The organism is Eggerthella sp. (assembly GCF_048329335.1).
Classification (GTDB): Bacteria; Actinomycetota; Coriobacteriia; order Coriobacteriales; family Eggerthellaceae; genus Eggerthella; species Eggerthella lenta.
The window spans coordinates 1-15,360 of the sequence record NZ_DBFEGU010000402.1; the positions used below are offsets into that span (position 1 = coordinate 1).

Sequence of the window (15,360 nt, forward strand, 5' to 3'; positions counted from 1 at the left end):
TTGCAGGAACGCCCCGATCATAGCGGTAGCCGCCCAGATGCTGCAAGCCTTATCTGGCAGCCGTATAAAAAAAGCAACCGAACAGGCCATTCACAGAAGTTTCACACCGCTCGCCGAGGGGCTCCGCACCCGGTGCGCGCCGTACAGCAGCGCGCTTCTCCCAGCATCGGCCAGTTCGCCCGATCCGTCCGTGTCGCACAGCCGACGGCTGCGGTAAGGTGCCCGTAGACGCACGTCCGACCGAAGGAGCAGCATGGAAGCAGTACCGCAGGAAACCGTGGAGAAGCTGATGGGCAACGTGCCGGCGCAAAAGGAGCTCGAGGGCATCCGCATCCTCGCCTCTTCGCCGGGCAGCGTGCGCTACGAGATCGACGTGCCGGACAACGTGCTGAACTACCACGGCTGCATCCACGGCGGCTTCGTGTCCACCATGCTGGAAATCGCCGCCGGCATGGCGACGTACGCCTACGGCGAGAGCAACGTGGCCGTCTCCTGCGCGACGAACTTCGTCCGCGCCGTACGCCCGCAGCGCCTCACCGTGAGCGCCGACACCTCGCACAAGGGCCGCAGCACGTCGGTGGCGCACTGCGCCATCGTCGACGAGCGCGGCAGGCTCGTGGCCGAGTCCACATTCACGATGTTCTTCCTGGGGCCGCTCGAGAGCTAGCGCATCCTGCACCGAGCGTCTCCGTCTTCCGGCTGAAGCCTCCTAGCCTTGCGCCTCCTTCGCCATCTGCTCGATGCGGCGGACGCGGTGGTACACGGCGGATTTCGACAAGGGCGGGTTCGCGCGCTCGCCCAGCTCCTTGAGCGTGGCGTCGGGATAGGTCACGCGCAGCTTGATGAAGTCCTGCAGCGCCGGCGGCAGGTTCTCCATGCCGTGCGCCTCGAGCACCACGCGGATGGCGTACAGCTGGTCGACCGAGGCGTTCGCGGCCTTGGCCTGGTTCGCGATCTCGGCGTTCGTCATGCGATTCACGTCGTTGCGCACGCTCTTGATGACGCGCGCGTTCTCCATGGCGAGCGCGCTCTGGTGCGCGCCGGCGAACGCGAGGAACTCCAGGATGGCGCTGCCGCTTTTAAGGTACACCATGTAGGAGCTGCGTCGCTGCATGACGCGCGCGCGGATGCCTTTGCGGTCGAGCAGGTCGACCAGGCCTCCGGCCAGGTCCTCGCTCTCCACGGTGATCTCGAAGTGGAAGTCGCCGCGCGGGTCGGACACGAAGCCGCTGCCGAGGAACGCGCCGCGCAGGTAGGCCGCCGTGCAGCACTGCTTCTCCACGAGGTCGGGCTTGAGGCCAAGCTCCAAGCCTCCATCGGGCGAGAGAACCCCCATGTCGACGAGAGCCGGCGCGAGGCGGGGCTGCGAAGGAGCCTCGATGAGGTAGTTCGGGGTCTTGTGCAGCACGCTGCGGCGCACCGTGAGGTTCGTCTCGAGATGGTACAGCTCGTGCAGCAGCTTGATGATGAGGCGCGCCACGGACGGCACGTCGGTTGCTATCTCGATGCGGTACTTTCCCTGGCCGCTGAAGAACAGCGTTCCCTCGATGCGCACGAGCGCGGCCAGCGTCGCCTTCTCGCAGTGCGAGCACGTGGGAGGGACGCGAGCCAGCTCGTCCTTTACCTCCGCCGTGAACGACATAGCTTCAACACCCCCGCAAACGCATCGCGCAAGGCAGCAGGATCGTGCCAGGTTGGATGAATGGGATCGACGAGGTTGCGCGCAATGACCACCGGCCCCTGCGCCTGGATGGCCTGCACGTCCTGGTAGCATACGCGCACGGGGCGGATGCGTCCGGACAGCACGAGATCGTCGAGGTCGGCAGTGGAGGCGTGCTCCGAGTCGGCACCCGTCACAGCGGTGAACACGCCCGTGGCCGGGCTGTCGGGGCGCAGCGAGACCGGGGTATGCACCAGCACGTAATCCAGCAGCCCGCGCGTGCCGTGGTCCATGAGCGCCTCCACGTGCTCGCGCGCGGTGAGACCCCAGGTCTCCCCCTGCATGTCGGCAAGCGAGCACACGAACAGCGTGGAACCCTTCGACGCGCGGATCGCATCCACCACGCCGGGCACGAGCAGGTTCGGGATGATGGACGTGAACAGCGAGCCCGGGCCCAGAACGATGAGGTCGGCCTCGCGGATAGCCTCGAGCGCCGGCTGGTAGGGCACCACCTCGTGCGCGGCGCGCAGGCCCACCCGCTCGAGCGCCGTGCGCGAATGGCAGGCCACGGCCTGCCCCTCGAGGGAGCGGCCGTCGCGCGTGCGAGCCGTGAGCGTCACGCGATCGAGCGTGGAGGGATACACGTGCCCCCGCGCATCCAGCAGCCGCTCGCAGATGGAGATGGCCTCGGGAAACGACCCGGCCGCATCCTCGAGCGCAGACAGCATGAGGTTGCCCAGCGTGTGGTTGCGAGCGAACGAGAAGCGGTACTTGAACGCCTTGGTCAAAGGGTCGTTCGGGTCCGCAGCCATTGCGGCGATGCACTTGCGCACGTCGCCCGGCGGCGTGACGTCGGCTTCCTCGCGCAGGATGCCGGTGGAGCCGCCGTCGTCGGCCATGGCGACGACGGCGCTCGTATCCAGTCCCATGGACAGGAGCGTGCGTATGGACACGGGCGCGCCGGTGCCGCCGCCGATGACGACGACGCGCAAGCGCTCGTCGCGCGCGACGACGGGCTGCGATTCGCGCAGTGCGGCGAACGCCGCCGTAGCCGAGGGGTCGTGGGAGAACGGACGGGCAACCATGGTCGCTCCCCTACCGGCCTGCAGCGGCACCGGAGCGCGCCGAGGCGTCGGCGCCCTCGGCCAGCGACAGGTCGCGGTGCGCGATGCTCACGCGGTAGCCCTTCGCCTTGAGGTAGTCGGCCGTGGACTCGGCCAGCGCGACGCTGCGGTGCTGGCCGCCCGTGCATCCCACGGCGATGGCCAGCTGCTGTTTGCCCTCGGCCACGTAGCCGGGCATGACGCAATCCAGAAGCGCGCGCCACTTCTCCTGGAACTCTTCGGTCTCGGGGCGGTACAGCACGAAGTCGCTGACCGGCTTGTCGAGGCCCGTGAGGCTGCGCAGCTGCGGTTCGTAGTAGGGGTTCGGCAGGAAGCGCACGTCCATGACCAGGTCGGCGTCAAGCGGCGCTCCGTGCTTGAAGCCGAACGAGTACACGGTGACGGACAGGCCCGCGCGCTCCTCGCCCGGCGCGAACAGCGCGCGGATGGTCGAGCGCAGCTGCGGCGGCAGCATGGACGTGGTGTCGATGACGTGATGGGCGTTCTCCCGCACCTCGAACAGAAGGTCGCGCTCGCGCTCGATGCCCTGCGCGATGGACGCACCGTCGGCGCACAGCGGATGGCGGCGTCGGCTGGACTTGTAGCGCGCGACGAGCTTCTCGTCGGCGGCGTCCAAGAACAGGATGCGGTAGTCGATGCCCAGGCCCTTCAACTTCTTGAGCTCGCCGGCGAGGCTCGCGAAGAAGTCGCGGTTGCGCGCGTCGCACACCACGGCGAGGCGGCGCTTCTCGTCGGGCTGGCCGGGCATGCCGGTCAGCTCCAAAAGATTGCCGATCAGGCTGGACGGCAGGTTGTCCACGCAGAAGTAGCCGAGATCCTCGAACGAGTGCATGGCCTCGGTGCGCCCGGCGCCGCTCATGCCGGTGACGATGACCAGCTCGGGCATATGCTGCAGATCGACGGACTGGTCTGCCGTCTTGCCTGCGGTTTCTTCGCTCATAGCGCTATCCTTCCGTGTCCGTGCGCGCGCGTTCGCCCTGCACGGCGGCCTCGACCGCCGCGTCCACCGCGGCGGATTCGACCGCCGCCGGGCCCTCGCCTGCGGGCGGGCAGGCGGCCTCTCCGGCCTCGCCGCCCACCACGCGCTCGTCTTTCCGCTCCCTATTATACTGCTGCAGCACCCGGTACAGCTCCTCGGCCACCTCGACGGGGACGACGCGCGCCTCCTTGATCTCTTCGAGCGTGGCGCTCTTCAGGTTCTTGAACGACTTGAACGCCTTCAGCAGCGCCTTCTTGCGCACCGGCCCCATGCCCGTCACGTCGTCGAGGATGGAGGCCGTCATGCCCTTGCCGCGCAGCTCGCGGTGGAACGTGATGGCGAAGCGGTGCGCCTCGTCGCGGACCTGCTTCACGAGGTACAGCGACGCCGAGCCGCTGGGCAGCACCACCGGCCCCGTGTCCTGCCAGGGCACGAACAGCTCCTCGTCGCGCTTGGCCAGACCGCACATCGCGATGTCGTCGATGCCCATCCGCTCGAACATCTCGAGCGCCGCCGACAGCTGCGGCTTGCCGCCGTCGAGAATGATGAGGTCGGGCTTGCTGCCGAAGCGCTCGTCGGCCATGCGCTCGGGCGCGTAGCGGCGGCCCATCACCTCCTGCATGGACAGGAAGTCGTTCGCCTCGTCGAGCGGCGTCTTGATCTTGAAGCGGCGGTACTGGTTCTTGTCGGGCTTGCCGTTCGTGAACACCACCATCGAGGCCACCGTGTAGGAGCCGTGGATGGTGGAGATGTCGAAGCATTCGATGCGCATGGGCGGCTCGTCGAGGGCCAGCGCGCTCTCCAGCTGCAAAAGCGCGTTGTTGATGCGCTTGTCGTCGTAGTTCGTGCGCACCTTGTAGCGCATGAGCGTGTGCTTCGCGTTCGTCTCGGCCATGCCCACGAGCTCGGCCTTCTCGCCCTTCTGCGGCGCGGTGATGCGAACCTTCGCCCCGTAGGCGCTGGCCAGCTTTTCGGTGAGCCATGCCTCCATGGCGGCCTTGTCCTCGGGCTCGTCGCGCAGGATGACCTCGTGCGGGATGGACGTGGTGGCGTCGTAGTAGCGCAGCAGGAACATGTGCAGGAGGTCGTCGTCGGGCACGTCCTTGCCGCGGTCGAGCACGAACTCGTTGGAGTTGATGATGCGGCCTTCGCGCACCATGAACACGTGCACGCCGGCCACCGTCTCCTCGCGGAACAGGCCCACGACGTCGGCGTCGAGGTTGCGCGTTGACACCGCATGCTGCTTGTCAGTGAGGCTGTTGATGGTGTCGATGCGCGCCTTGATGCGCGCGGCGCGCTCGAAGTCCAGCTCGGCCGCCGCCTCCTGCATCTCGGCCTGCAGCTCGTCGACGAACTCGCGGTGCTGGCCCGACAGGAAGCGCTCGATGCGCTTGACGTGGACGCGGTACTCCTCGGGCGTGATGCCGCCGCAGCAGGCGCCGGGGCCCAGGCCCACGTGCGCGTCGAAGCACGGGCGGGCGTCGTGCGACATGAGAGCGAGCGGGTCCTTCTCCAAACGGCGCTTGAGCTGGCGCCAATCGGCGCACGACGTGGCGCACAGGGGCACGACGCGCCGGGCGATGTCCACCATGTCGCGGGCGGCGCGACTGTCGGTGTAGGGACCGAAGTACTTGGTGTCCGCGCGGTGCTTCTCGCGCGTGTACTTAATGGCAGGGAACACGTCGCCCTTCGTGAGCGCGATGAACGGGTAGGACTTGTCGTCCTTGAAGTCGGCGTTGAAGAACGGCGCGTGCTGGTTGATGAGGTTCTTCTCCAGCACGAGCGACTCGTGCTCGTTCTCCACCACGATGTAGTCGAAGCTGTCGATCTGGTCGACCAGCAAAGGGATCTTCGCGCGCTCGTCCTGGAAGTTCACGTACTGGCGCATGCGGGCTCGCAGCTGCTTGGCCTTGCCCACGTAGATGACCTGGCCTGATTTGTCCTTCCAAAGGTACACTCCCGGCAGCGTGGGCACGCTGTTCAGCTCTTCCTTGATGCGCTCGAGCTTGGCGCGCTGGCCGGTTTCGGCGCGCGCGGCGTCGGCGTCGTGCTCGCGCGCAGCGCGTTCGAGCGATGGCCGGCGGCGGCCCTCGCGTTCGAGGCGCTCGTCGTCGCGCAGCTCCCCCGCGTGGAGCGAGGCGTCGCCCGTCAGGCGCTCGACGCCGCCCGCATCGGGCATGCCGAGCACGGCGTCCGATGCAGCCGCCCCGTCGCCGGGCGCGGAAGCATCGTCGGATGCGGAAGCGTCAGCGGGCGCAGGAGCCCCGTCGAATGCGAGAAGCCCTTCGTCGAGCGGGCGCTTGCTTTGAGTGGTTTCGTTGAGATCGTCCATGCGGCCAGTATAGCAAACCGCACAAGCGTTCCCCTGAGCGCACGTTCGCTCCACGCGGTTTGCAGAAGAGAGACGGATCGCGGAAGGCGTTTCGCCGAGCGCACCGCCGACGAATCCGGTCGGGAACGGCACGGCATTCCCCTATCGGCAATCCGATGCGGCAACATGCCACGCACACGAATGGATGCTTCACATGACACATCCTCGGCAGTGCTACTACTTCACGGCGACGTAGCGGGCGTAGACGGCTACGCGGTCGGGAGCGTCGAATGGGAAGATCGGCTGCGACACGTACACGTGCGCTGCGGGCCATGCGGAAGGAGCGCCTTTGTCCACCGTGCGCGGAAAGCCGGGGTCCGGACCGTACGAAGACGTGGCGCACAGCACGTACCAGAGCGGCTCTTCCGTGCCCTCGTCGCACACGGAAACGCAGAACCCGATGCCCTCCCCCGTGTCCCCGTCCAAACGGTACGAGTCGTCATAATCGACCGCAAGCGACGAAAAGAGCGACGTCGGCAGCATGACGTCGTAGTACGGCGTGTCGACCGTGGTGTACAGAGGCTCCTGCGACGACTCCGCCGCGCACCCGGCGAGCAGCACCGAGACCGTCGCCAGAGCAAACCCGATCATGGCGATCCGCCGCATGCCTCCTCCTTTCGCCACCGACAGTATACCATGCGAACGAATGTTCCGACTCCTTGTTTAACGCACAATCCTCGATCATGCAGTGCGCCTCTCCCTCCGGCCGGGGACGTCGGACCGCGGCGGCGTCCGGGGGAGTTTGCCCGGATCGCACGGGAGCGAAGGCTGCGGAAGCGGGAAACAGGGCCGCCCGTGCAAGTTTTTCGACTTCGTGGCAAAGGACGTCGTTCGCGACCGGGGGTTTAGCCTCGGCGCCTCTCGATGCCCGGTCGCTCCTTCCCGATGTAGACGCAAAACGCCCGGTGAATAAGCCGGTCCTCGGAAGCTGCTTGCCACGAAGTCGAAAAACTTGCAGAACCGGCCCGAAAACCAGCGCTGGCGGAGCGCTCGCAGCCGAGCGGGGCGTGGACAGCCGGCGCGGACAGCCCGCGGCAGGCGCCACCCTTCCCCGCAGTACCTCGCCCGCACCCCGCCCGGACTATGAGCGAACGAATGTTTCACGTGAAACATCTTGCAGAAGAGCGAATGGCTGCAGCGAAACGGATGTTGGCTCCAGGCGTACGATGCGGACCGCCGAGCAGGATTCGGGGCTCGGGTGCAGAAGCAGACCCTCGAGGAGGCAGCGCAGGACGCGAACCGCGTATGTCGCGAGCGCTTGGACGCCGAGCGCGAAGGAGCTCGGAGCGGAAGAGGTTCGTCAGGCTTGCTCGAGCTTGGCTTTGAACGAGATGGTGCGCGGCGTGTCCAGATCGTCGAACGCCACCTCGTAGGCGCGCTTCTGGGAATCGACCGCCAGCACGCGCCCGGAGCCGAACGCCGCATGCGTCACGCGGTCGCCCACCGCGAAGCGCGCGTCGCGGACGAGGTCGGCGATCCACCGGTCGGCGAGCGCGTAGGCTGCGCGCGCGTCGTCGAGCTCGCGCTCGGCGGGCTTGTTCGAGAACTCGAGCGCCGCCGGGTCGATGTCCAGCAGGAAGCGCGAGGGATAGCGCGGCGCGCCCTCGTGACCGCGCCCTTCCGCCTCGGTGAGGTACAGCCCGTCGCGCGCACGCGTCATGGCCACGAACGCCAGCCGCCGCTCCTCCTCCATGCCTTGCGGCGTGTCGGTCTTGCGCGACGGGAGTACGCCCTCGGTCATCGAGCAGAGGAACACGTGCGCGAACTCCAGACCCTTGGCCGCATGGACGGTCATGAGCCGCACCTTGTCCTGCGCATCGTCCATAGCGTCGGCGTTCGTGAGCAGAGCCGTGTGCGCCAGATAGTGCTCAAGCGTCACCTCCTCCCCGCACGTCGTCTCGAACTCGTATACGGATTGCTTCAGCTCGGCCAGGTTGTCGAGCCGCTCCTGGCTGCCCTCGGTGCGCAGCGCGCGCTCGTAGCCGCTTTCCGACAGCACGGCCGCCAGAACCTCGGACACCGGCCGGCCCTCGTACGACGAGCGGAAGCGGTCGACCAGCTGCAGCAGCTGGCGCGCCTTCGTGCGCTTGAACAGATCGTCGTCTACGAAGCGCTCGAGCGCCTCGAACAGGCTGCATCCCAACTCGTCGGCCTTCTCGCGCAGAAACGCCATGCGCCGGGCGCCCAGGTTGCGCTTGGGCGCGTTCGCCACGCGCGCGAAGTCGAGGTCGTCCTGGTAGGCGACGAGGCGCAGGTACGACAGCGCGTCCTTGATCTCGCGGCGGCCGAAGAACGGCACGCCGCTGTACACCGCATGCGGTACCTCCGCGCGCAAAAGCGCCTCTTCCACGGGCCGCGACGCGTAATGGGCGCGGTAGAGCACCGCCATGTCGCGGTACGCCACGCCCTCGCCGTGCAGCGCAAGGGCGCCCTGGGCGATCCACGCGGCCTCGTCGTCCGGGCTCTTGGCATGGCGCCACACCGTGGGGCCGTGAACCGAGCGCATGGCCTCCAGCCGCTTCGGCACGCGCTCGCGGTTCTTCTCGATCAGCGAGTTCGCGACGGCCACCACGCGCGGCGCCGACCGGTAGTTTTCCAACATCATGACGGTGCGCGTGCCGGGGAACCGCTTGTCGAAGTCCAGCAGGTAGCGCACGTCAGCCCCGCGCCAGGTGTAGATGGTCTGGTCGGGGTCGCCCACCACGAACAGGTTCTTGTGGTAGCCGGCCAGCACCTCCATGAGCTCGTGCTGCAGGCCGTCGATGTCCTGGAACTCGTCCACCATGATGTACTCGAGCCGCTTCTGCCATTTGAGCCGGATGTCGGGGTTCTGCTCGAACAGGTACAGCACGAACACGATGAGGTCGTTGTAGTCCAGCCCGAAGCACTTCTTCTCCTGGTAGAGGTAGCCGTAGAAGATGATGTCGCGCGCGTCCGTCGCGTCGAGGTACTTCTGCCTCAGGCCTTCGAGCGGCATGGCCAGCATGTCGCGGTAGTATCCCGGGCGCTCTTTCAGTTTCATGATCTCGATCATGTCGCGCGCCTTCGAGAACGTCATGTCCCGCAGGGTGAGCCCGCGCTCCTCGTAGATAACCTGCAGCATAGCATCGATGTCGGCGTTGTCCAGCACGAGAAAGCTCTTCGGGTACTGCAGCGCGTGGCCGTCCTCCTGCAGCACCGACACGCAGAAGCCGTGGAACGTGTTGATGTAGCCGGTATCGTTGTCGCCCGTGAGACGCCGGATGCGGCGGCGCATCTCGCCTGCCGCCTTGTTCGTGAACGTGGCGCACAGGACGTTGCCGGGCATGATGCCCAGCTCGTTCACCAGGTAGGCGAAGCGGTGCGCGAGCGCCCGCGTCTTGCCCGTGCCGGCCCCGGCGATCACGCGCACGTACCCCTCGGTAGCCGTGACGGCCTCGCGCTGCGCCGCGTTCAAGCGCGGCGCATCGTCCCCGAGAAGGCCGTGTCGGTTTTCCGCTTGCATGTCGATCATTTGTTCCATAGGGTTCAGTATACCAGAAAACGCACAGATGTTCCCGAACAAATGTTTCGCGCGAAGCATTCGGCGCACGAAAAAACCGCCGCTCCCTACATGAATTGATGGAACGCCTCGATCAGCACGGGGACCAGCGCGGAGCAGATGACGCCGTTCAGCACCGAGAGCACGACGGTCTCGCCGTTCGTGCAGCGGATGAGCATGGGCAGCGTGGTGTCCTCGCTTGTGGCGCCGGCCGGCGCGATGCACGTGGGATAGTTGAGATGCTTGGCGATCCAGGGGATGCTGAAGAACGACACGAGCTCGCGCAGCAGGTTCGCCAGGAACGTGATGCTGCCTACCTGCGCTCCGGCGATGTCGGTCATCATGACGCCCGCCAGGCTGTACCATCCCAGGCCCGACGCCACGGCGGCGCCCGTGGGCAGCGACATGCCCGCGAGCGGCGCGCAGACGAGCCCGCCGAGCACGGATCCGGCCACTATGCCGGCCGGGATGATGAGCACGCGCACATGGTACTGGCGCAGCTTGCCCAAGAGGCCGCGGCTGCCGCCCACGCTGATGCCCACGAAGAACATGAGCGCGTAGAGGACGGCTTCCGAATGATCGGCCACAAGGTCGACCGGCGCGAGAGAGACGCCCGAGAGGCCGTACGCCGCTCCCAGCGCGAGAGCTCCCACCGCCACGCCGATCATGACGGCCTCGCCGCGCGCATCCGCGCCGCCCTCGGCATCGTCCTGCGCCGCAGACACATGCCGGCCCGCCGGACGCCGGGCGATGTCGGACATGAACAGATTCGTCAGCGCGTACACGGCGATCGTCGAGAACGCCACCGGCACAAGGCAGAACAGGATGCTGGCCCATCCCACCTGGCCCAGCTCCTCCAGAAACGAATCGCGTCCGGCGAGCAGCACCCCCATCGAGAAGATGAGCAGTCCGGTGGCCGCGAGCGTCAGCTTCTCGTTCAGCCCTTTGAGCCGTGCAGGAAACACCGTCGCCCCTACGAGCACGCCCGCCGCCATGACCGCCAGTATCTCCACGACTCCCCTTTCCATCGATCAGCGTGCGGGCGCGTCGCGCGCCCGCACGTCGTAGGGGAGCTATCTTACCGCATGATCGAAGGCGGCGGCTCGTCGTTTCGAAGCGTTACGGCCGCCGCCAGCCTCACCGCGCCTGCGACGACGAGCAGCCCCGCGCTCGCCAGAAGCACCGTCGACACGTCGGGAGAGAACGTCAGCAGGTCGCGCCACGGAACGCCCCAGACGAAAGGAAGCGCCAGGATGCAAGCGGGGAGCGCGACGTGCAGCAAGACGCCTCGCACGAGCAGCATGCGCAGCGACCGGGCGCGTACGATCGGCGCGACACCTCCCCTGCACGCTGCGGAAAGCCGGCGCCGCCACCGACCCGTCAGCAGCAACGGCGAGACGGCGAGAAGCAGGGCGCTCGCGTACAGCACGTCGACGCGTTGGCGCCACGCCCATGTCCACGCATCGTCCATCGGCTGCCCCGTCCCGCCGATGGCGACCGACACCACCCCGCCGACCAGGTCGAAGAACCGGATGTTGCCGCCCGCGTTGTCGTTGGCGTCGCTCAGCGCCACGATGCCGATGCCGCGCTCGGGCAGCAGGCACATGCTGGCAGTGTAGTTCTCCACCTGCCCGTCGTGGGACAGCACAAGCTCGCCGTCGTCCCACGAGAACGACGTCCAGCCCATGCCGTAATACGTATCGCCCTCGGGGTCGGGAACGCGGTCGAGGAACATGCGCCGCACGCTGTCGGCGGACAGCACGCGCGCGCCGTCGCCCATGCCGCCGTTTAGATACATCCGCAGGTAGGAGGCCATATCCCGCACGCTGGAAGCCACGTAGCCCGACGCGGGACCGCCCCATGCGCCGTCGCCTTGGGCATGCCGGAACCCATCGGCCACAGGCAGCCCGAACCAGTCGCGATGGCCCGGCACCATGCCGAGCGCCTCCGCTCGCGCCGGATCGGCCGTCGTCGAAGCCATGCCGAGCGGCTCCAGCACGTGCTCATCCAGGTAACAAGCGTAGTCCTCGCCCGAGGCTCCTTCCACCACGCGCCCCAGCAGGTCGTAGTTCGCGTTCGCGTACGAGAACGCCCCGAACGTCTCTCCCAGCTCGCCGTCGGCGGCTTCCGCGAGCGAATCGTAGGCGCCGAACCCGCTCGTTTGGTTGAGCAGGCTGCGCACGGTCACCTCGTCGGGCACGTCGTAGCCCGGGGCGTAGCGCGACGCGGGCGCGTCCAGATCCACCGCGCCCTGCTCAACCAGCTGCATGACGGCCACCGCCGTGAACGATTTGCTGAGAGAGCCCACGACGAAAGGCGCGTCCGCGTCGGGGCAGTCGCCGAACGTGCGCAGGTAGCGCACGCCGCCGGCATCCACCACCGCTACCGCCAGCCCGGGCGCACCCGCTCGCGGGAAGTTCGCGGCCAAGTAGGCGTCCATGCGCGCGGCCAGCTCATCGCCCGTAGGCTCGAGCCCTTCGGGAGACGCCCCTTCGTCGGCCTCGTCGAGATCGGCGGCGGACGCCTCCGCGTCGCCGGGATCCTCCGGGTCGTCCGAAGCCTTCGCCTCGGTCGCACCTCCGGACTCGGCCTCGCTCGCCGCGCCGTCCTCCGACACGGCCGCCTCGCCGCCTGCAAGCGGCAGGACGGTCGCCTCCCCCGACGCGCAGGACGGCAGCAGAAGCGCGCATGCGGCCAAAGCCGCCGCCACCGCGGCCGCGACGATACCGCGCATCGATCTTTCGCTCCGACGTCCCATGCTAGAAGCTGCTGTACACGAACTGCACCGGCTCGCTCAGTCCCGAGAAGACCACGAACCATCCCAGCGCCAGCGCAAGCGCGACCACCGCCAGCGCGGCCAGCGCGCCGAGCAGCGCCGGACGCGCCTCTGCCGCAGCGCGCGCCGCGGCAGCCAGCCTTCTCGCACGCGCCATCATGATGCGCTCCCGCCCGAGCCGCCGTCTCCGGCGTTTCCGCCCACGCCGGCCAGCGAAGCGCCCGCGTTGCCCGCCGCGTCCAGTCCCTCGGCCGCACCGAACCGGCCGCCGCCGAGAAACGCGTCGTCGCGATCGTGGACGAAGTCGTAAAACGCCTGCTCTATGCGCACCCAACCGCGCCAGCCGGGATGCACCGTGTCGCACAGGAAGTACTTCTCGTATTCGCAGCTGGAGAAGTCGGCGTAGGCGGCCCCGGCGTCGTCGCACAGCCCGCGGATGCGCTCGTAGTACGCCTGGCGCTCGGCGTGTGCAACGCCCTCGCGGTCGTACCAGGCGCCATGCACCGGAAGGATGGTCACGAGCGGCTCGAGCCCTGCCTCGCGGCACACGCGCAGGAAGCAGGCGAGATCGGCGTACTCTTCGTCAGCCTGCGAGAAGTTCTGCCCGCGCTCCACGTGATAGCCCGAGTTCTTCTGCCAGTACGCGTCGTATATGCCGAAGTCGTTCGTGGTGCAGGCGGCGTCGCCCGATGCATCCGCCTGCTTCAGCAGCGCGTTCCAATCCGGCTCGCCGGTGGACGCGCCCGCGGCGCGGACGGTGCTTTTGAGCGGCGCGCCCGCGATGACGCCCGGAAGCCGGCTGCGCGTGCGCAGGTCGTCGGCGAACGCCGTGGCCGCGTCGTTCGCTGCGTCCAGCACGGTGTCGCGGTTGACGGCCGCCGTGGTCTTCGCGTCCACGCCCAGCGCCTCCACGCGCGAGCGCACGTAGGCCTTCGTCTCATCGGAGATGCTCGGGTTGTTCGCGAACCGGCGGTACAGCTCGTAGGAGAACTTCGAAGCGAACTTGCCCTGGTCGCCGTTCCCCTTGAAGAACCACTGAGGCGACACGACGATCATCACCTTCTTGTTCTTCGCTTCGCCGGCGTACGCGCCTGCGGCGATCGCCTGCCACAGGCTCTGGTCGTACGCCTCGCCCACGTAGGTCAGATCGACGCCCGTCACGTTCTCGCCGAACACCGCCTGCGGGCATTGCGCCACCTTGTCCTTCGAGATGAAGAACTCCGACGAGCCGAACGCAAGATGGCCGTCGTCGCTCATCGACGCCGTGGTGAAGGGCACGCTCTGCGACTTCGTGCCCGAGTACACGTAATCGTAGAGGCGTGCCGGATCGTAGGAGGTCTGCGCAGGCAGCATCGCGCAGACGCCCGCCAACCCGAGCGCGACGGCCAACAGCCCCGCGAGCACGCCGCGCAGCAGACGCGCGCCGGCTCGCGCCCGTTCGGACGCGGGCGCCGCCCCCGGTATGTTCGAGCCCTTCGCCATATCGCTACAGCCTGATCTCCACCTGGTGGATGATGAGGTTCACCGTGTTCATCTCGTTGCGCTCCACCTCCGTGGGGGCAATGTACACTCCGAAGACGTCCTCGATATCCACCAAAAGCTCGATGGCTCCCATGGAGTCCAGCAGCCCCAGCGCGAACAGGTCCTCGTCGCGGTTCGTGCGCACCTCGTCGTCGCCGCACACCTCTTCGAGGATGTCCAGCATCTTCTCCTCAAGCTCCTCGTACGTCATATCAGCCATTGAACGCTCCTTTCACGAGCATCGCGATCTGCCCCGAGAACAGCGCGAACCCGAACATCACCAACTGCAGCGTGACGAACCAGGACAGCGCCTTGAACGCGGAGGCCTTCCTATGGGACTTGTAGAACTTCGACTTCTTCTGAAACGCTTCGGTGCCGGCTAGCAGCAGGCCGTGAAACAGGCCGTACAGCAAGTAGTTGACCGTGAGGCCATGCCAAGTGCCCATAAGGGCCATGTCGAACACGAAGCCCCAGCATGCGACGGCCAGCCGGCTGTCGAACCAACGGCGCCTCAGCGCCAAGCGCGAGAACCGCATGAACACGAAGTCGCGCAGCCAGAACGACAGCGTGATGTTCCACCGGTTCCAGAAGTCCTTGATGTCCACGGCCGCGAACGGCGCGCGGAAGTTGCGCGGCGTCCGGATGCCGAAACAGTAGCTGGCGCCCATGGCCATGAGGCTGTAGCCCGCGAAGTCGAAGAACAGGTACAGCCCGTACACGTACGCCGTTCGCACCTGCACGCCCAGCTCGGCGAGGAAAGGCCCCGTTCCCCAAGCTGTCGGCGCATAGAAGCGGTGCAGCCAGACGGCTATGACGAAGGTGTACACGAGCCCGACCAGAAGCAGCAGGATGCCCCGCGCCAAAAGGCCCGCGTACTCGTCGCGCGAACGGATCTTGCGCGCATCTTCGGCGAATCGGCGCGAGCGGTCGATGGGGCCCGAGGTGAACACCGGGAAGAACAGCAGGAAGTACAGGTAGTCGAACAGGCCCAGCTCCTCGATGACGCCGTCGCGCACCTCGAACAGCACCTGCAGCGCCTTGAACGTGATGTAGGACACGCCCATGAAGCCCAGTAGGTTCTGGTCGAACACCGCGCCCGCCTTCGCCGAGAGGAGCGGCAACAGGATGAGCGCGAACGCGACGGCGAAGCGCCCGTTCGAGCGAGGGCTCGCCAACACCCAACGCGTCGAAAGCGTCGCCGTCGCCACGAACAACGCCGCCACAGCGAGACCCGGCAGATCCTTGCAGAACAAACACGCCAAGAACGCGACCGATGCGACCATGCCGTAGCGCGCGATCGGCTTCTCGCGCAATCCGAGGAAGGCGGCGCCCGCCATGGCCAGCGCCAAGAGCATGAAGAAGCTGGGGTCGGCGTAGAACGTCATCGATGATCGCCATGCCTCATGCCT

At 67.2% G+C, this 15,360-nt stretch carries 13 protein-coding genes; 1 reads left to right on the forward strand and 12 read right to left on the reverse strand.

The window, feature by feature from the left end; translation table 11 throughout:
* The first annotated feature begins 253 nt into the window (after positions 1–253).
* Positions 254–667 (forward strand): PaaI family thioesterase, encoded by a 414-nt coding sequence (locus ACMO6A_RS12450; protein WP_009307179.1) that lies wholly within the window; start codon positions 254–256, stop codon positions 665–667.
* Between the two features lie 42 nt (positions 668–709).
* On the opposite strand, the gene whiA is transcribed toward ACMO6A_RS12450, so the two are convergent.
* The 12 genes from whiA to dltB form a co-directional block, all read right to left on the reverse strand.
* Positions 710–1,642, reverse strand: coding sequence for a DNA-binding protein WhiA (gene whiA / locus ACMO6A_RS12455; RefSeq protein ID WP_009307180.1), 933 nt, complete (start codon positions 1,640–1,642; stop codon positions 710–712).
* Positions 1,621–2,745 (reverse strand): gluconeogenesis factor YvcK family protein, encoded by a 1,125-nt coding sequence (locus ACMO6A_RS12460; protein WP_009307181.1) that lies wholly within the window; start codon positions 2,743–2,745, stop codon positions 1,621–1,623. Before ACMO6A_RS12460 ends, whiA begins: the two co-directional genes overlap by 22 nt.
* A gap of 10 nt (positions 2,746–2,755) precedes the next feature.
* On the reverse strand, positions 2,756–3,724 hold the full coding sequence (gene rapZ / locus ACMO6A_RS12465) for an RNase adapter RapZ (protein ID WP_009307182.1): 969 nt from the start codon (positions 3,722–3,724) through the stop codon (positions 2,756–2,758).
* 4 nt (positions 3,725–3,728) lie between these two features.
* Positions 3,729–6,095, reverse strand: coding sequence for an excinuclease ABC subunit UvrC (gene uvrC / locus ACMO6A_RS12470; protein WP_009608666.1), 2,367 nt, complete (start codon positions 6,093–6,095; stop codon positions 3,729–3,731).
* A 216-nt stretch (positions 6,096–6,311) separates the two neighbouring features.
* The gene (locus ACMO6A_RS12475) at positions 6,312–6,740 is read right to left on the reverse strand and encodes a hypothetical protein (RefSeq protein ID WP_009307184.1); all 429 of its coding nucleotides are present in this window, start codon (positions 6,738–6,740) and stop codon (positions 6,312–6,314) included.
* Positions 6,741–7,434: 694 nt separating this feature from the next.
* Positions 7,435–9,618 (reverse strand): ATP-dependent helicase, encoded by a 2,184-nt coding sequence (locus ACMO6A_RS12480; RefSeq protein ID WP_139019517.1) that lies wholly within the window; start codon positions 9,616–9,618, stop codon positions 7,435–7,437.
* A 104-nt stretch (positions 9,619–9,722) separates the two neighbouring features.
* The gene (locus ACMO6A_RS12485; RefSeq protein WP_114532620.1) at positions 9,723–10,667 is read right to left on the reverse strand and encodes a lysine exporter LysO family protein; all 945 of its coding nucleotides are present in this window, start codon (positions 10,665–10,667) and stop codon (positions 9,723–9,725) included.
* 65 nt (positions 10,668–10,732) lie between these two features.
* Positions 10,733–12,388 (reverse strand): serine hydrolase domain-containing protein, encoded by a 1,656-nt coding sequence (locus tag ACMO6A_RS12490; protein ID WP_229061742.1) that lies wholly within the window; start codon positions 12,386–12,388, stop codon positions 10,733–10,735.
* A 25-nt stretch (positions 12,389–12,413) separates the two neighbouring features.
* Entirely contained in the window at positions 12,414–12,590 is a 177-nt protein-coding gene (locus ACMO6A_RS12495) for a hypothetical protein (protein WP_021410729.1), read from the reverse strand.
* Complete coding sequence (dltD, locus tag ACMO6A_RS12500) at positions 12,587–13,912, reverse strand: D-alanyl-lipoteichoic acid biosynthesis protein DltD (RefSeq protein ID WP_114532616.1); 1,326 nt, start codon at positions 13,910–13,912, stop codon at positions 12,587–12,589. The genes ACMO6A_RS12495 and dltD overlap by 4 nt, the downstream gene beginning before the upstream one ends.
* A gap of 4 nt (positions 13,913–13,916) precedes the next feature.
* Entirely contained in the window at positions 13,917–14,171 is a 255-nt protein-coding gene (gene dltC / locus ACMO6A_RS12505) for a D-alanine--poly(phosphoribitol) ligase subunit DltC (protein WP_114532613.1), read from the reverse strand.
* On the reverse strand, positions 14,164–15,360 hold a 1,197-nt coding region (dltB, locus tag ACMO6A_RS12510; RefSeq protein WP_418471351.1), incomplete at its 5' end, for a D-alanyl-lipoteichoic acid biosynthesis protein DltB. The genes dltC and dltB, both read right to left, overlap by 8 nt.

Bases quoted from the DNA above. Each gene is read 5' to 3' on its own strand.
- rapZ (WP_009307182.1), bottom strand. From the start codon at position 3,724: ATGAGCGAAGAAACCGCAGGCAAGACGGCAGACCAGTCCGTCGATCTG.
- ACMO6A_RS12480 (WP_139019517.1), bottom strand. From the start codon at position 9,618: ATGCAAGCGGAAAACCGACACGGCCTTCTCGGGGACGATGCGCCGCGC.
- ACMO6A_RS12450 (WP_009307179.1), top strand. From the start codon at position 254: ATGGAAGCAGTACCGCAGGAAACCGTGGAGAAGCTGATGGGCAACGTG.
- uvrC (WP_009608666.1), bottom strand. From the start codon at position 6,095: ATGGACGATCTCAACGAAACCACTCAAAGCAAGCGCCCGCTCGACGAA.
- dltC (WP_114532613.1), bottom strand. From the start codon at position 14,171: ATGGCTGATATGACGTACGAGGAGCTTGAGGAGAAGATGCTGGACATC.
- whiA (WP_009307180.1), bottom strand. From the start codon at position 1,642: ATGTCGTTCACGGCGGAGGTAAAGGACGAGCTGGCTCGCGTCCCTCCC.
- ACMO6A_RS12490 (WP_229061742.1), bottom strand. From the start codon at position 12,388: ATGCGCGGTATCGTCGCGGCCGCGGTGGCGGCGGCTTTGGCCGCATGC.
- ACMO6A_RS12495 (WP_021410729.1), bottom strand. From the start codon at position 12,590: ATGATGGCGCGTGCGAGAAGGCTGGCTGCCGCGGCGCGCGCTGCGGCA.
- ACMO6A_RS12475 (WP_009307184.1), bottom strand. From the start codon at position 6,740: ATGCGGCGGATCGCCATGATCGGGTTTGCTCTGGCGACGGTCTCGGTG.
- ACMO6A_RS12460 (WP_009307181.1), bottom strand. From the start codon at position 2,745: ATGGTTGCCCGTCCGTTCTCCCACGACCCCTCGGCTACGGCGGCGTTC.
- dltD (WP_114532616.1), bottom strand. From the start codon at position 13,912: ATGGCGAAGGGCTCGAACATACCGGGGGCGGCGCCCGCGTCCGAACGG.